Below are 13,409 nucleotides of genomic sequence, written 5' to 3'. Positions count from 1 at the left end.
CAGACAGGCAGACAAGGCGCAGGCGAAAGCGAAAGCGAAAACACTGGGCGGGCGTGTGCAGCGCCCGCCGCAGACTCAGGCCAGACGGCCCTGAGCGCGCAGCTGCTCGCCGATGCGGCGGATTTCCGCCTCGCCTTGCGCCAGTGCGGCCTTGCTGGTGTGTACCGAGTAGTGGCCCATCACCAACTGATGCGGATGCTTGACCGCCGAGCCCAGCACGAAAGAGCTCGCACCCACCGACACCACCTCGATGGCCTGCTCGGCATCCTTGAACACCGCCATCTGGCCGCTGCCGATGGTCTCGGCCGCTTCCAGCTCGCCGCCATGCACCGCGATCCAGGCCACGCGGTGTCCGGCAGGCGGCACATAGCGCCAGCGCTCGCCATCTTGCAGCTGTACGCTCAGGTAGGTCATGTCGGCCGGTGCCGGGATCCTGCTTTCCAGCGCGCCGTAGCGGCCCAGCAGCACCCGCACCGGGCCGGCCACCGGCACATCGTCCGGCGACAGATACAGGCTCTGCGCCGGGGCGTTTTCTTCGGCCGCCGGCAGCGCAACCCACAGCTGGAAGCCCTTGGCCGAGGACTGGCCCACCGGCATGCCGTCGTGCCAGACGCCATTGCCGGCGCGCATCCATTCCACACCGCCGGTGGGCAGGGTGCCCTGCTTGCCGGTGCTGTCTTCGTAGCCGACTTCGCCTTCCATCAGATAGGTCAGCGTGGCGATGCCCGAATGCGGATGCATGCCCATCGGCGCGCCGCCGATCGACGGCTTGACGGTGAACAGGTCCAGGAACACGAACGGCTTGACCAGCTGGCCCAGGTCGCCCGGGCTCATCAACCGGGTGATCGGACCGCGGGTGGTGCCGTGGGTGCGAAACACCACCGGACGCGGCGGGGCAATGGCCTGCACGCCGGGCTCGCGCTGCGGCTGCTGGTCGGCGTAGACGGTGGCCAGTTGTGCGTTCATGACGGATCCCTTTGCGGTGGTGGAGCAAGCTGCCCCGGTGATGCAAAGAGTAGAGACGCGCCCATTGATCGACTAGCCGGAAGATTTGTAGTGGAGTCGTCCAGATTTAGAAGTAATCGCACGCTACTGAACCATCTGCGTCACGCAAGAGGGCCTCGGCCCTGCGTCCCGGACCGCGGCAGGGCATGCCACGCCTGGCATCGCGATGCGTGCGGCCGGCAGTCTTCATGCCACGCCAACAACGCTTTCTTCACGCTTGCGGCATTCTTCCGCTGGAGCTCCTCGATGATTCGCACCCTCGCCCCGCTCGCTGCCGTGTTGCTGCTCTCGGCCTGTGCCTCCAACCAGCTCGTGCAGGTGCAGCCCATCGACGGGGTCATCTCCGGCCAGTGCCATATCGACAAGGTGCGTGGCGCGGTGGGCCTGGCCGCGGCGGCACAGACCATCGAACGTGCGCGCGTGGACAGCGACAGTCTGCAGGTCAGCGTGCGCCGCGGCGAGCGCGCTACCGGTGGCACCACCGCCAGCGGCCTGGCCGATCCGGCCCAGGGCGCCAGCGAAAGCGGTGGCGATCACCTCACCGTCGAGACCGGCCCGAACAACAACATCACCGCGATTTATTGCGGCTGAGCGTTGCCGTTGTCTTGGAGCGACTGACAAACCGTAGCAAGCCGCCGTCAGCTGGTCAGCCGAGGGCACGGTGTCCTCACCGCTCACGGGACACGCCGTGAATCCATCGCTTGCGGGACCGTGTGGCGGCATCCCTGCCGCCACACGGTCCCGCAAGCGATCAGGGCACCGCACCAAAGAGGTGGTCGGTCGCTGTATTAAGGGGTGTTGTTTGTCGCGATAAGCGCCACATCCGCGGTGCGCGGACTGCGCTGCGCTACGTTCAAGGCAGGTCAGCCCTGGCCTTGCGGATTCGCCGAATCAGCTACGGCGTCCGCATCGACCCGTGCGCCAAACACGCCGCGCCAACGTCGATGCAACCACAGCTCGAACGCATAAATGCAGCTGAACACCGCAGGGACCACGACCAGACACAACACCGTCGAACTGATCAACCCGCCGATCACCGCAATGGCCATCGGCTGGCGGAAACTGGCATCGGCCCCGAATCCCAGCGCGATCGGCAACATGCCGGCAATCATCGCCACGGTCGTCATCACGATCGGGCGGGCGCGCTTGTGGCAGGCGTCGATCAAGGCCGCGTCCACGTCATTGGTCCCGTCGCGTAATGCGATCACCGCGTATTCCACCAACAGGATCGAGTTCTTGGTGACGATGCCCATCAACATCACCAGGCCGATCATCGACGGCACATCGAGCTCGCTGCCGAACAGCAACAGCGCGACGAAGGCACCGCCAAGCGAGAGCGGAATCGCCGACAGGATGGTCAGCGGCTGGAAGAAGTCGTTGAACAGCAGGATCAGCACGCAAAACATGCAGGCGATCGCAATCACGATCGCCAGCACCAGGCCGGAAGACAACTCCGCCGCCACTTCCGCATCGCCGGACTGGATCAGCGAGACGTTCGCCGGCAAGTGCCGGATGGACGCACGTGAATTGGCCAATGCCAGCGCCTCGCTCAACGGCAGCTCGCCAAGATCGGCGCTCACCGTGACATAGCGCTGCCGGTCGTAACGACTGATTTCGCTGGGGCCGCTTTCCATCGCCAGCACCGCCACACTGGATAACGGCACCAGGCCATCGCGCGATTGCACGCGCAGATTGGACAGCGCCGTGAGATCGGCACGGATGCGATCGGGCACCTGCACGCGGATGTTGAGTTGCCGGTTGTCCAGCGTGAGCTTGGCAAGTTGCGGTTCGAAATCGCCGCTGGTGGCGGTGCGCAAGGTCTGGCTGATGTCCGCGCTGCTCACGCCGTAGCGCGCGGTCTGGCTGTCGATCGGACGTGCCACGATTTCCGGCCGTTCCAGGCTGGCGGTGGTGCGCACGCCGGATAACCCCGCTGCGCGCAGTTCGCCTGCGAACGCAGTCGCAGCGGTGGTGAGCGCGTCTTCCGAATCGCTGGTCAGAATCATCGACAAGCGTTCGCCAGACCCGACGCCGCCCACCGTAAAGCGTGCGCCGGTGACGTTGAGCAACACCCGCCGCACCGCATGCTCGATCTCCGCTTGCGGCGCACGCGCGTTGCGCTCGGATAGCACCAGCGTCATCTCGGCCTTGCGCACCTGCGAGACCTGCGCATCACGCCCGCCACTGCTGCTGCCGATGCTGGTGAACACCGCCCCGACGCCGGCAATATGCCCCACCGCCCTGCGCACACGCTCGGTGATCAACCTTGTCTGATCGATGTCGCTCTCCGGCCCGAGCTCCACCATGACGGTGATAGAGCCGCGGTCACTCGGTGGCACCAGTCCCTTGGCAAGCAGTGGCAACAACGCCAACGAACACAGCAAAAACACGCCAGCCGCGCCCAGGGTTGCCGCGCGATGGCGCAGGCTCCATTGCACCAGCCGCAAGTAGCCTGCGGTCAGTTTGCCGGTAGCCGGTTCCGGATCACCGGTGTGACGGGAGGTCAGAAATTTGGCCGCCATGATCGGGGTGATCAGGCGCGCCACCATCAACGAGGCCACCACCGCAATCACTGCCGTCCACCCGAACTGCTTGAAGAACAATCCGGGGATGCCACCCATCAGCGTGGTCGGTACGAACACCACCACCAACGTCGCAGTGGTCGCCATCACCACCAGGGCGATTTCGTTGACCGCATCGGCGGTGGCCTGAAAGGCCGTCTTGCCCATGCGCCGGTGGCGTTCGATGTTCTCGATCTCCACGATGGCATCGTCCACCAGAATGCCGACCACCACCGCCAACGCCAGCAAGGTGAGCGTGTTGAGTGAGTAGTCCAGCCACCACATCACCGCGAACGCGGGCAGGATGGACAGCGGCAGCGCCGAGGCGGCAATCAGGGTGGCGCGCCAGTCGCGCAGGAACAGCCACACCACCAGCACCGCCAGCAGCGCGCCCTCGTAGAGCATCGACATCGAGCCTTCGAACTGTTCCTGCGTGTAGGCCACCGTGCCGGAGACCGGGGTGATGCGCAGATGCGGATCGGTATGCTGCAGGTGCTGCAGTGCCTGCGCCACACCCTTGGCAATTCGGGTTTCGTCGAAGCCCTTGGTACGGTAGATGCTGAAGCCGATCACCGGCGCGCCATCCAGCAGCGCTGCCTGCCGGCGCTCGGCGTAGGTATCGCGCACCGTGGCGATCTGATCCAGGCGCACGCTGTCGCCGTTGCTCAGCGCAATCCACATCCCGGGCAACTGCGCGGCTTGCCGCACGCTCGCCACGGTGCGCACCGACTGCTCGGCGCCGCTCACCTGGGTGCGCCCGCCCGAAGAATCCTGCTGCATCTGTTGCAGCGCACGCGACACATCGGAGGTAGTGGCGCCGAGCGCGGTCATCTGCACCGGATCGACTTCGACCCGGATCTCGCGCTGCACACCGCCCAGGCGTTGCACACGGCCTACACCTGGCACTTTCGCCAGCGCCTTGGTCAAGCTGTCGTCCACATACCAGGACAGCTGGGTTTCATCCAGCGTTGTCGAAGTCACCGCGTAGGTGAGGATCGGGGTGGCGTTCTCGGTCACCGCGCTGACGGCCGGTTGCAGCAGTTCCGGCGGCAGTGTCGAGCGCACCCGATCCACTGCATCCTTGGTTTCGATCAAGGCATCGGAGAGCGATTTTTCCAGGCGGAACTCGGCAACGATCTGCACCTGTCCATCGCTGATGGTGGTGCGCAGATGACGCAGGCCGCTGACCGTTGCGATCGAGTCCTCGACCTTGCGCGCCACCTCGGTTTCCATCTGCGCCGGCGCCGCGCCCGGCTGTGTCAGCGTGACATTGACGGTGGGCAATTCCAGATCCGGCAATGCCTGGATGGACAACTGTTTGAACCCGTACACACCTGCCAGCGACAGCAGCAGGAACAACAACACTGCGGGGATCGGGTTGCGCAGCGACCAGGTTGCAAAATTCATCGCGACCCACGTGGAATCAGCTGCATGCCGACGACCGCGCCGGTCGGTGTCGACTTGACCAGTACGGTGTCGCCATCGGCCAGCAACCCGGCGCCTTGCGCCACGATGCGCTCGCCCACCGCCAGCGGCTCGAGGATCTCGACATCGGCACCGACCCGGCGCCCGACCACCACCTGCTGCGCGCGCACCTTGGACTGGCCGCCGCTGCCGAGCAGGCGGAACACGGTGCTGCGGCCATCGCGCACCACCACGCTCGACGCCGGCACCACCAACGCATGGCTGGCCGGCAACGCAACTGCACCGTCAACGTACATGCCGCCGCGCAACAAGCTACCGGCGTCGATGTCCGCATAGACCAGACCGAGCCGCGAGCGCGCATCCAGCAGTGGCGCGATCTGGCGTACGCGCGCCGTCGCTGCGCTTCCATCAGGCAGCCTCAGTTTGACCTGCTGGCCCAGCGCGATCCGCGCGATCTGCTCGGGGCCGAACTCGCCGCGCCATTCCAGGCGGCCCTGGCGCACCAGACGGAACAGCTCCTGCCCGCTATTGGCCACTGCGCCCAGCGTCGCGCTCTGCGCGCTGATGAGCCCATCGTCGGGCGCCAGAATCTCGGCCTGCCGCAGCTGCAGGCGGTTGGCATCCAGCTGCGCGCGCGCCACCGCGATCTGGGTCCTGGCTGTCACCGCCTCGGTCACGTAACGCTGTACTTCCTGATCGCTCATCGCGCCTGCGGTTTGCACGCGCAACGCACGCCCGCGATTGGTATCGGCCTGGCTGGCAGACGCCTGCGCCTTGGCCAGGCCCGCACTCATTTCTGCACGTGCGGCCAGCAAGGTCGCGGTATCGAAGCGGGCCAGCAGCTGGCCCTGTTTGACCACATCGCCGACCGCCACGTTGAGCGTGGCAATGCGCAAGCCAGTGCTCTGCGAACTGATCACCGCTTCCTGCCAGGGCGCAACGATGCCGCTCGCCTGCAGGCTGCTGGGCCATTCCACCTGCCGCGGCAACACCGCCGTCACCGACAAGGCGGTGATCGGAAGATCCACGCGTTTGGGCTGCGCACGCGCGGACCACCACCAACCGGCGGCGATGACTGCAACGGCCAGCAAGCAACATGCCACTGGAAGCGCCAGACGTCGCGGTGCGCCTTTCTGTGTATCGGCGGCAGTGTGCGCGTGGGATGGTGTCTTGGTTGATTGAGTGATCATCGCGGTGTACGGCAGGTGGCCTGAGATAAGCGACATGGCAAGCGTGCAAGCGCACGACTCGAAGGATGCGGAAGTTCATGCAGATGACATCGGCCTGCACGATGGCCTGGTGCACGTCTCGCCCTGCGGCGCACACGCTGCATGCTCTGCTGAGGCATTGCGCAAGGCCAGCCCGGCGCGATGCACCGACAGCGTTGGGTACGCTTTTTACGATGCGAGCAAATGGATATCGAAACTCAAGTCGCCAGTGGTCCGTGGCTGAGCGCCATCGTTTCAAGCGGTCATTAAAGAATTTTTAGGTATTTTCGGAATTGTTTAAGCGTGTGCCCAGCGCGGAGCGCACCGTTCAGTCTATGCCGCCAGAGCGAGCGCCCAGACACTGCCAATGACGCTGCCGATGCGCCGGCCTCAAACGTGTGGTGCACGACCCGGCGTCCCGGGAAACACGATCCGCACACTGAAGCCGCGCCCGCTCAAACCCGGCCCGGTCTCGATACTTGCGTGGTGCAGATCCACGATGCCGGCCACCAATGACAGCCCGATGCCGCTGCCGCGCACAGGCGTGCCGGCCACGCGGTGGAAGCGCACAAAGATGGCGTCGCGCTCGGACTCCGGCACGCCCGGCCCGTCGTCGGCCACCTGCAGAAACACCTTTCGGTCGTCGTTGGTGTGCTGGTTGCCGTCTGCACGCGTCGCATCGGGCACGTATCCGCAACTGACCAGGATGTTGCCGCCTTCGGGCGTGTAGCGCATCGCGTTGTCGACCAGATTACGCAGCAGGATGCCGATTTCGTCCACATTGCACGCGATGCTGCAGCTGTGGATATCCAGATACAGCGCGCGCGCGTTCTGACTGGCATGCACCTCGAATTCCTGCGCCACGTGCTGTACCAGCACGCTGAGTTCGGTGATCGCATGCATCGGTGCGCTGCTGGCGGCATTCAATCGCGCCAGATCCAGCAACTGCTCTGACAGGCGCGTGCTGCGCTTTGCCACGCATAGCAACTTCACCAACGCCCGATTCTTGCTGTCCACGTCTTCGGCGCTCAGCGCGATCTCGGCCTGGGCCTGCAAGGCCGACAGCGGCGTACGCAGTTCATGCGCGGCATCGCCGATGAACCGGCGCTCGCCTTCGATGGCCGCATCCAACCGCTCAAGCATATGGTTGAACGAGGCGACCAGCACATGGATTTCGCGCGGAAGTTTCGACAGCGGCAACGGCGTGAGGTCGAACTGCTTGCGGTGCCACAAGGCTCTGCCCAGCGCTCTGACCGGCTGCAGCGAGCGCCGCACCACGACCCACATCACCATGCCCGCCACGATCACCAACAACGTGGCCAGTGCGAGCGCATGCCAGGCTTGGTGCCGCATGTCCGCATCGACCACACTCTGCGGGTTGCCGACCTGTACGCTCACCCGGCCGGTCTTGTCGGTGATGGCATACACGCGCCACTGCGCGCCGTTGACGATGGTGGTTGCCGCCCCGTCGGTGAAGGACGGTTGCAGCGCCGAATCGGGTGCGCCGGGCGTACGTGCCACCATCCTGGAGCGATCAATCCAGACTTGAAACACCAGCTGTTCGCGCGCACTGGTGAAGCTGTCCGGCAATTGCAGACCTGGGCCGGCCCTGCGGTCGAATTTGCTCTTGGCCGGAATGGTGATCAGCATCTGCGTGGCGATCGCTTCGAGCTTTTCATCCCAGGTGCTTTCCAGGTTGAGCGACAGCAGGCTGAGCACGATGGCGATGACCGCGACCCAGCACACCGCGATCACGCTGACGATCACCAGGAACAGCTGCGCCGTGATCGATCTGGGCCTCATGCGCCCGGCTTTCCCACCACATAGCCCAGGCCATGCACGGTTCTGATCAGGTCTTCGCCCAGCTTGCGGCGTAGTTGATGGATGAACACCGCGATGGTGTTGCTTTCCAACTCGCTGGAGGGCCCGTAAACCAGATCCTGCAAGCGGTCGCGGGTGAGCACGTGGCCGGGCCGTTCGATCAGTGCCAGCAACGTGCGGTACTCGTGCGCACTCAGCACCACATCTACGCCGCCCTTGCTCACCGCGCGGCGGCTACGGTCGACCTTGACCTCGCCGTAGGTGAAGATCGGCACCACACTGCCCTGGCTGCGCCGGATCACCGAGCGCACCCGCGCCCACAACTCATCGAACTGGAACGGCTTGACCAGATAGTCGTCGGCGCCTGCATCCAGACCCACAATGCGCTCGCTCAGTTGGCCGCGTGCGGTGAGGATCAACACCGGCGTGGCATCGCAGCGCGCACGCATACCGCGCAATACCGATAGGCCGGATTCGCCAGGAAGCCCCAGATCCAGCAGCACCGCAGAATACGGATGCTCGACCAGCACCCCGTTGGCCGCATGTGCATCGACCACATGGTCCACCTCCCAACCACCCTGCCGCGCACCATCGCAGATGGTGTCGCCCAGCATGACGTCATCCTCGACAAGCAGTAGCTTCATTGGGTCCTGGTCTGCATCGTCCTGGTCTGCGAGCAAAGTGGGCGCATAGCATTCCCGAGTCGGTTTAATTCTGCATTAAGAGACAGTCCAGCCCATCATCTCACCCGTTTGCGGCCGCCGTTTGTACAACGGCCGCGTCTTGCATTCAGTGGATCCACTGGTTCAACGATCACTCAAAAAAGCTCTGCACATGACATCCGCATTGCAGCGATGTCTTGGAGTCACTGCGTCGCCAATGCTGATAAAAGCCTGAACTATCACCACCGATCTGCAGCCAAAAGAGGTTCAGGACAGACTCTTGCTTTAGCCTTGTTTTTGCACCATCGCGCATCCTGCAGTGATGCGCGCCGATGCAGCTTGGCCGAACTCTTTCAACGTTGTGAGGATAGATGGCACGTTCGTATATGACGTCGTTTTTTCGCGAATGGATCACCGCACCCTGCTCCGTTGCAGCGATACTCCCCTCCGGACGCGCCCTCGCCTCCATCATCACCTCCGAGCTGTCGGAGCGTACCGGTCGGGTTCTCGAACTCGGGCCGGGGACCGGTGTGTTTACCCAGGCGATGATCGACAAAGGCGTGCAGGAAAAGAACCTCGTTCTGCTCGAGTACAACGCCACCTTTTCTGCCTTGCTCACGCAGCGCTTCCCGCGCGCAAGCTTGCTGCAGATGGATGTCTGCGATCTTGAATCGCTGCCTCGCATCGATGGCGCGTACGTCGATGCCGTGGTCTGCGGTCTTGGCTTGTTGAACATGCCGGCACACCAGGTGGCTGCGATTCTGCGCGGCGCCTTCCTGCAGCTGAAGCCTGGCGGCCGGCTGTATCTGTTTACCTATGGATTCAAATGCTCGGTTCCGGCGCATATTCTCGATGCGCTCGATCTGGAGGCCGTCAGGATCGGGCGCACATATCGCAACGTTCCGCCTGCAACGACCTATCGCATCCAGCGTCGCAGCTACACAAGGTAGAACACGATGCAGACCAGTGCTCTGCTTACGCTTGTCGTGAGCTAAGGCCTCCCGGGCGTGCCGGTCATGTCCTACCTGGAAAGCTCATTCCCGTCGTGCCGTCCTAGCTGATGCTGATGGTCGTCGGCATGACCGTCCGCTAGCATCCGGGCGCTGCTGCCGCTATGGGGCGTCAGCGTATCGCTTATCCACGCAACCGCTCGGCTGGTCTGGCGTGACGCCCACCGCCATGTATCAGCCTTGCGCTATGCAACGCATACAGCAGCCCGCCGCAGCCCACGACGGGGCGAGGCGATCACAGCGACACCTGCGTCGACGGCTTGCTGGGATTGCCGTTGCCGCATCCGGCTAAGCGTGCACCGATGCCGTTTCGTGAACGCATCCCTACCACCCGGGAGCAATCAAAAAACTCTTAAAACGTGATGCGCGCTTCCTCCATAGCATCGCCTTCAGCAACCGATGGCTGCACGACAGCCACCTTGCCACGCTGTTTGCCCGCCCTCTCGCAAACGAGCCTGTGGTGATGCGAATCAATACACCCGTCTTAGGTTTCTGGACCGCGCCATGTCTTTCCACCGCCCCTTCGTGACACCACGGCAGTCGTCCACCGCCAGCAATCGCCAGGCGTGGCACGACTTGCCGGATCTGCAGCAGCACCATTCCCGACGCCAGCGGCTGAGTCAGCTGCGCTGGATGGCGAGCATCGCCAGCGCGGGAGTGGCGGCGTTGTGGGGTTGCCCACTGGTGTGGTCGTGGCTAAGTCGCTTCAGCGCGTAGAGAACCGCGAACGTCGTAGCAGTTGTGTTGGTTGCCCACTCAATGCCTCACCTCACTCTGAAGGATCCTGCGATGACGATTCCCCGTTCCCTTGCTGCGGTTGGCGCCTTGCTGTTGCTATCGGCCTGCGCAAGCCGGCCTGCCGCCACACAGGCATCGGCACCCACCACGATCGGCCCGCCCATTGGCTCGACGCTGGTTGCGCCACCGTCATCGCAATCGACGCTCGATCCGCATGCGCAACAGCACGTTGCCGGCGCTCCTGCTGCGCAAGACACCGCTGGCATCGCCTTGCCGGCAGCACCGCAATCAGGGCAGTCCACCGCGACCACGCAAGCTTCGGCGGACGCCAGCGCACGCGCCGAACAGGATGCCCAGGCGCTCTACACCACCACACCGGTGCGCGATCCGTGGGAGGCCTATAACCGCAAGATCCACGGCTTCAATCGCGGCGCCGACAAGGTGCTGTTCCGCCCCGTTGCGGTGGCTTACGACAAGGTCACCCCCAAACCCGTCAAGACCGGTATCAGGAACCTGTTTGGAAACCTCGGCCAGCCAGGAACCGCAGTCACTCAGGTGATGCAGGGCCACCCGGTCAAAGCGGCGCAGTCGCTTGGACGCTTTGTGGTCAACAGCACCATCGGGGTTGCCGGGTTGTTCGATCCGGCCACCCGCTTCGGCATGCCCAGGTACAACGAAGATGTGGGACAGGTGTTCGCCACATGGGGTTGGGACAACTCGCGCTACTTGGTGATGCCGATCCTGGGACCCGGCACCGTGCGTGACACGGTTGGGCGTTTTGGCGATCAACAGCTGACGCCCATCAATTACATAGATAGCGCACGCATCGCCAATTCGCTGATAGGCCTGCAACTGGCCGACGGCCGCGCGCGCATGTTGCCGATGGATGCCGCACGCCGCGATGCCGTGGACGATTACACCTTCGTGCGCGATGCCTGGGCGCAACGCCGCCAGAAGCAGATCGCGGACGAGTGATCGCTTCCCGCACACGCATGCGCGACCACGTAGTGCGCGCGGTTAATGATCAAGACTCCAAACAGCACCGTAGGCGTGGCGCAGGCCCGCAGACCGCGGTATCAATCAGCGAACCATCGAGATCTCGCCGAACAACAGCATCACGCAGATTTTCTGCTGCGGCTGAGCTTCGTCTTGGTAGCCTTGGTGGCCTTGGTGGCCTTGGTGGCCTTGGTGGCCTTGGTGGCCTTGGTCGTCTTGGCCGCCTTGCCTTGCTTGCTGCGCGAGTCGGTCAAAAAGCGCAACGTGGCCGCTTCCCATTGGCGCTCGCCGCGCACGCCGGTGGCCATGGCCTGCAGTTCGCCGGCGCGCCAGCCTTCGAACACGCACGGGTCGATATAGGCCTTGCGACACACCGAGGGCGTGTTGCCCAGCGCATCGGCCACTTCGCGGATGACATCGTTCTGCACCTGGGTCAGCGCGCGTTCGCTCATGCGCTCGGGTAACGGCAACCGCGCCAGACGTTGCAGTGCGGCCAGCGTACCGCCCCAGGTGCGGAAATCCTTGGCAGTGAAATCCTCGCCCATCGCCTCGCGCAGATAGTCGTTGACCTCACCCGAATCCACCGGCTGCAGCTGGCCGTTGTCGTCGCGGTATTGAAACAGCGATTGCCCAGGCAATTGCTGACATTGCCGGATCAGTTTGACCAGCTGCTTGTCGTCCACTTCGATCTCGTGATCCTGGCCGCTCTTGCCGCGGAACTTCAGCCGCGCACGTCCGCCACGCAGAAATTCCATATGCCGGTTGCGCAAGGTGGTGAGGCCATAGGAACGATTGCTGCGTGCATATTCGGCGTTGCCCACACGCACCAGGGTGTCGGCCAACAACGCCACCACGATTGCCAGCACCTTCTCGCGCGGAAATCCCGGCAATACCAGATCGCGGCGCAAGCGTCGGCGCAATTTGGGCAGCGCCTGCCCGAAGGCGATCACCCGTTCGAACTTGCCTTCGCCACGCACCTGCGCCCACTCGGCGTGATAGCGGTATTGCTTGCGCCTGCGCGCATCACGGCCGGTGGCCTGCAGATGGCCATTGGGCTTGGCGCAGATCCACACCTCGGTATACGCCGGCGGAATGGCCAGTGCGCGGATGCGCTGCAAGGTATCGGCATCGGCCACGCGCTGCCCGTCGGCACTGCGATAACTGAAGCTCTTGCCGGCCTTGCGGCGGCTGATGCCGGGCTGTTGATCGTTGACATAGGTGAGCCCGGCCGCGCGCGCGGTGGCCCTGGCCTGCGCGACCGCTGCCACGCTCGCCGCCGCGGCAGTGGCGGCACTGGCGGCCACGGTAGCCAGCTTGCCGGCAGCGCTGGCGGTGGCTGCGGCATTGCGAAGAACACGTTTGGCTTTCATTGCGCACGGATCGAAGGACAGGCGCCGATTGTTGAGCCGGGCAGGACTAGGCAGCGTCAACGCTGCGACAACGCCATGTGCGCAAGCGATGCCCGTCAGCAGATTTTCTGCTTATGCTTGGGCCTCCCCCACTGTGCTGGAGTCATCGATGCGCTCTGTCCTGCCTACCGCCCGCCTGGCCTGTTCCTTGGTCGTGCTGGCGGCCTTGAGTGCCTGCGGCTCGCCGCAACCGGACGAGCAGGAAGCCGTCACCGCCAAGGCGCAGCAAGCGGCCGAACAAGCCGCAGCCCCCGCACCGGCCGCCGCTCCCGAGGCCCCGCCGATTGGCAGCTGCGATGCCACCCAGGTGCAGTCGCTGGTCGGCCAGGCCTTGACCGATGCAGTGAGCGAACAGGCCCGCAGCGATGCCGGCGCCAAGTCGGTGCGCGTGCTCAAACCCGGGCAGATGGTCACCATGGAGTTCAACGGCGAACGGCTCAATCTCGAAGTGGATGCCAAGAACCTGATTGCCTCGGTGCGCTGCGGCTGAGCACCGCCTGGCGCCTGTTGGCGAACGGGCGCCAAGCCAGCTGGCACAGGGCCTTGCAGCCGCCCTCGTTGCAGCTGTAACGGT

The 13,409-nt window shown here is 64.3% G+C and carries 11 protein-coding genes; 5 read left to right on the top strand and 6 right to left on the bottom strand.

Annotation, left to right across the window (positions count from 1 at the left end; genetic code table 11):
- Positions 1-75: 75 nt before the first annotated feature.
- A complete protein-coding gene (locus AC1PLU_RS00225) occupies positions 76-966 on the bottom strand; it encodes a pirin family protein (RefSeq protein WP_481107338.1) in 891 nt (296 codons plus the stop codon).
- Between the two features lie 285 nt (positions 967-1,251).
- Between AC1PLU_RS00225 and AC1PLU_RS00220 the strand changes: the two genes are divergently transcribed.
- Positions 1,252-1,596: a hypothetical protein gene (locus AC1PLU_RS00220; protein ID WP_006452222.1), complete on the top strand. Its 345-nt coding sequence runs from the start codon at positions 1,252-1,254 to the stop codon at positions 1,594-1,596.
- A 272-nt stretch (positions 1,597-1,868) separates the two neighbouring features.
- On the opposite strand, the gene AC1PLU_RS00215 is transcribed toward AC1PLU_RS00220, so the two are convergent.
- From AC1PLU_RS00215 to AC1PLU_RS00200, 4 genes are all read right to left on the bottom strand, one after another.
- Positions 1,869-4,973, bottom strand: a complete 3,105-nt coding sequence (locus AC1PLU_RS00215; protein ID WP_481107337.1) for an efflux RND transporter permease subunit — start codon at positions 4,971-4,973, stop codon at positions 1,869-1,871.
- A complete protein-coding gene (locus tag AC1PLU_RS00210) occupies positions 4,970-6,082 on the bottom strand; it encodes an efflux RND transporter periplasmic adaptor subunit (RefSeq protein WP_481107336.1) in 1,113 nt (370 codons plus the stop codon). Before AC1PLU_RS00210 ends, AC1PLU_RS00215 begins: the two co-directional genes overlap by 4 nt.
- A gap of 507 nt (positions 6,083-6,589) precedes the next feature.
- Entirely contained in the window at positions 6,590-8,002 is a 1,413-nt protein-coding gene (locus tag AC1PLU_RS00205) for a sensor histidine kinase (RefSeq protein WP_481107335.1), read from the bottom strand.
- Entirely contained in the window at positions 7,999-8,664 is a 666-nt protein-coding gene (locus AC1PLU_RS00200) for a response regulator (RefSeq protein WP_268213490.1), read from the bottom strand. Before AC1PLU_RS00200 ends, AC1PLU_RS00205 begins: the two co-directional genes overlap by 4 nt.
- A gap of 389 nt (positions 8,665-9,053) precedes the next feature.
- On the opposite strand from AC1PLU_RS00200, the gene AC1PLU_RS00195 reads away from it, so the two are divergent.
- The 3 genes from AC1PLU_RS00195 to AC1PLU_RS00185 all read left to right on the top strand — a co-directional run bounded on the left by AC1PLU_RS00195 (position 9,054) and on the right by AC1PLU_RS00185 (position 11,405).
- The gene (locus AC1PLU_RS00195; RefSeq protein WP_268213488.1) at positions 9,054-9,632 is read left to right on the top strand and encodes a class I SAM-dependent methyltransferase; all 579 of its coding nucleotides are present in this window, start codon (positions 9,054-9,056) and stop codon (positions 9,630-9,632) included.
- A 564-nt stretch (positions 9,633-10,196) separates the two neighbouring features.
- Positions 10,197-10,409: a hypothetical protein gene (locus AC1PLU_RS00190; RefSeq protein ID WP_481107334.1), complete on the top strand. Its 213-nt coding sequence runs from the start codon at positions 10,197-10,199 to the stop codon at positions 10,407-10,409.
- Positions 10,410-10,481: 72 nt separating this feature from the next.
- Positions 10,482-11,405, top strand: a complete 924-nt coding sequence (locus AC1PLU_RS00185; RefSeq protein ID WP_481107333.1) for an MlaA family lipoprotein — start codon at positions 10,482-10,484, stop codon at positions 11,403-11,405.
- A gap of 140 nt (positions 11,406-11,545) precedes the next feature.
- On the opposite strand, the gene AC1PLU_RS00180 is transcribed toward AC1PLU_RS00185, so the two are convergent.
- On the bottom strand, positions 11,546-12,886 hold the full coding sequence (locus AC1PLU_RS00180) for a DNA topoisomerase IB (RefSeq protein ID WP_481108577.1): 1,341 nt from the start codon (positions 12,884-12,886) through the stop codon (positions 11,546-11,548).
- A gap of 58 nt (positions 12,887-12,944) precedes the next feature.
- On the opposite strand from AC1PLU_RS00180, the gene AC1PLU_RS00175 reads away from it, so the two are divergent.
- The gene (locus AC1PLU_RS00175) at positions 12,945-13,325 is read left to right on the top strand and encodes an I78 family peptidase inhibitor (protein WP_104550498.1); all 381 of its coding nucleotides are present in this window, start codon (positions 12,945-12,947) and stop codon (positions 13,323-13,325) included.
- Positions 13,326-13,409: the final 84 nt, after the last annotated feature.

It is taken from the genome of Xanthomonas sp. NCPPB 2933, from assembly GCF_056725225.1.
The sequence above is the reverse complement of the archived record's forward strand: the minus strand, read 5'-3'. Positions and strand labels throughout refer to the sequence as shown.

What these genes read in the sequence shown, in the direction of transcription:
- AC1PLU_RS00225 (WP_481107338.1), bottom strand. Translation starts at nt 966, where the DNA reads ATGAACGCACAACTGGCCACCGTCTACGCCGACCAGCAGCCGCAGCGC.
- AC1PLU_RS00220 (WP_006452222.1), top strand. Translation starts at nt 1,252, where the DNA reads ATGATTCGCACCCTCGCCCCGCTCGCTGCCGTGTTGCTGCTCTCGGCC.
- AC1PLU_RS00215 (WP_481107337.1), bottom strand. Translation starts at nt 4,973, where the DNA reads ATGAATTTTGCAACCTGGTCGCTGCGCAACCCGATCCCCGCAGTGTTG.
- AC1PLU_RS00205 (WP_481107335.1), bottom strand. Translation starts at nt 8,002, where the DNA reads ATGAGGCCCAGATCGATCACGGCGCAGCTGTTCCTGGTGATCGTCAGC.
- AC1PLU_RS00200 (WP_268213490.1), bottom strand. Translation starts at nt 8,664, where the DNA reads ATGAAGCTACTGCTTGTCGAGGATGACGTCATGCTGGGCGACACCATC.
- AC1PLU_RS00195 (WP_268213488.1), top strand. Translation starts at nt 9,054, where the DNA reads ATGGCACGTTCGTATATGACGTCGTTTTTTCGCGAATGGATCACCGCA.
- AC1PLU_RS00190 (WP_481107334.1), top strand. Translation starts at nt 10,197, where the DNA reads ATGTCTTTCCACCGCCCCTTCGTGACACCACGGCAGTCGTCCACCGCC.
- AC1PLU_RS00185 (WP_481107333.1), top strand. Translation starts at nt 10,482, where the DNA reads ATGACGATTCCCCGTTCCCTTGCTGCGGTTGGCGCCTTGCTGTTGCTA.
- AC1PLU_RS00175 (WP_104550498.1), top strand. Translation starts at nt 12,945, where the DNA reads ATGCGCTCTGTCCTGCCTACCGCCCGCCTGGCCTGTTCCTTGGTCGTG.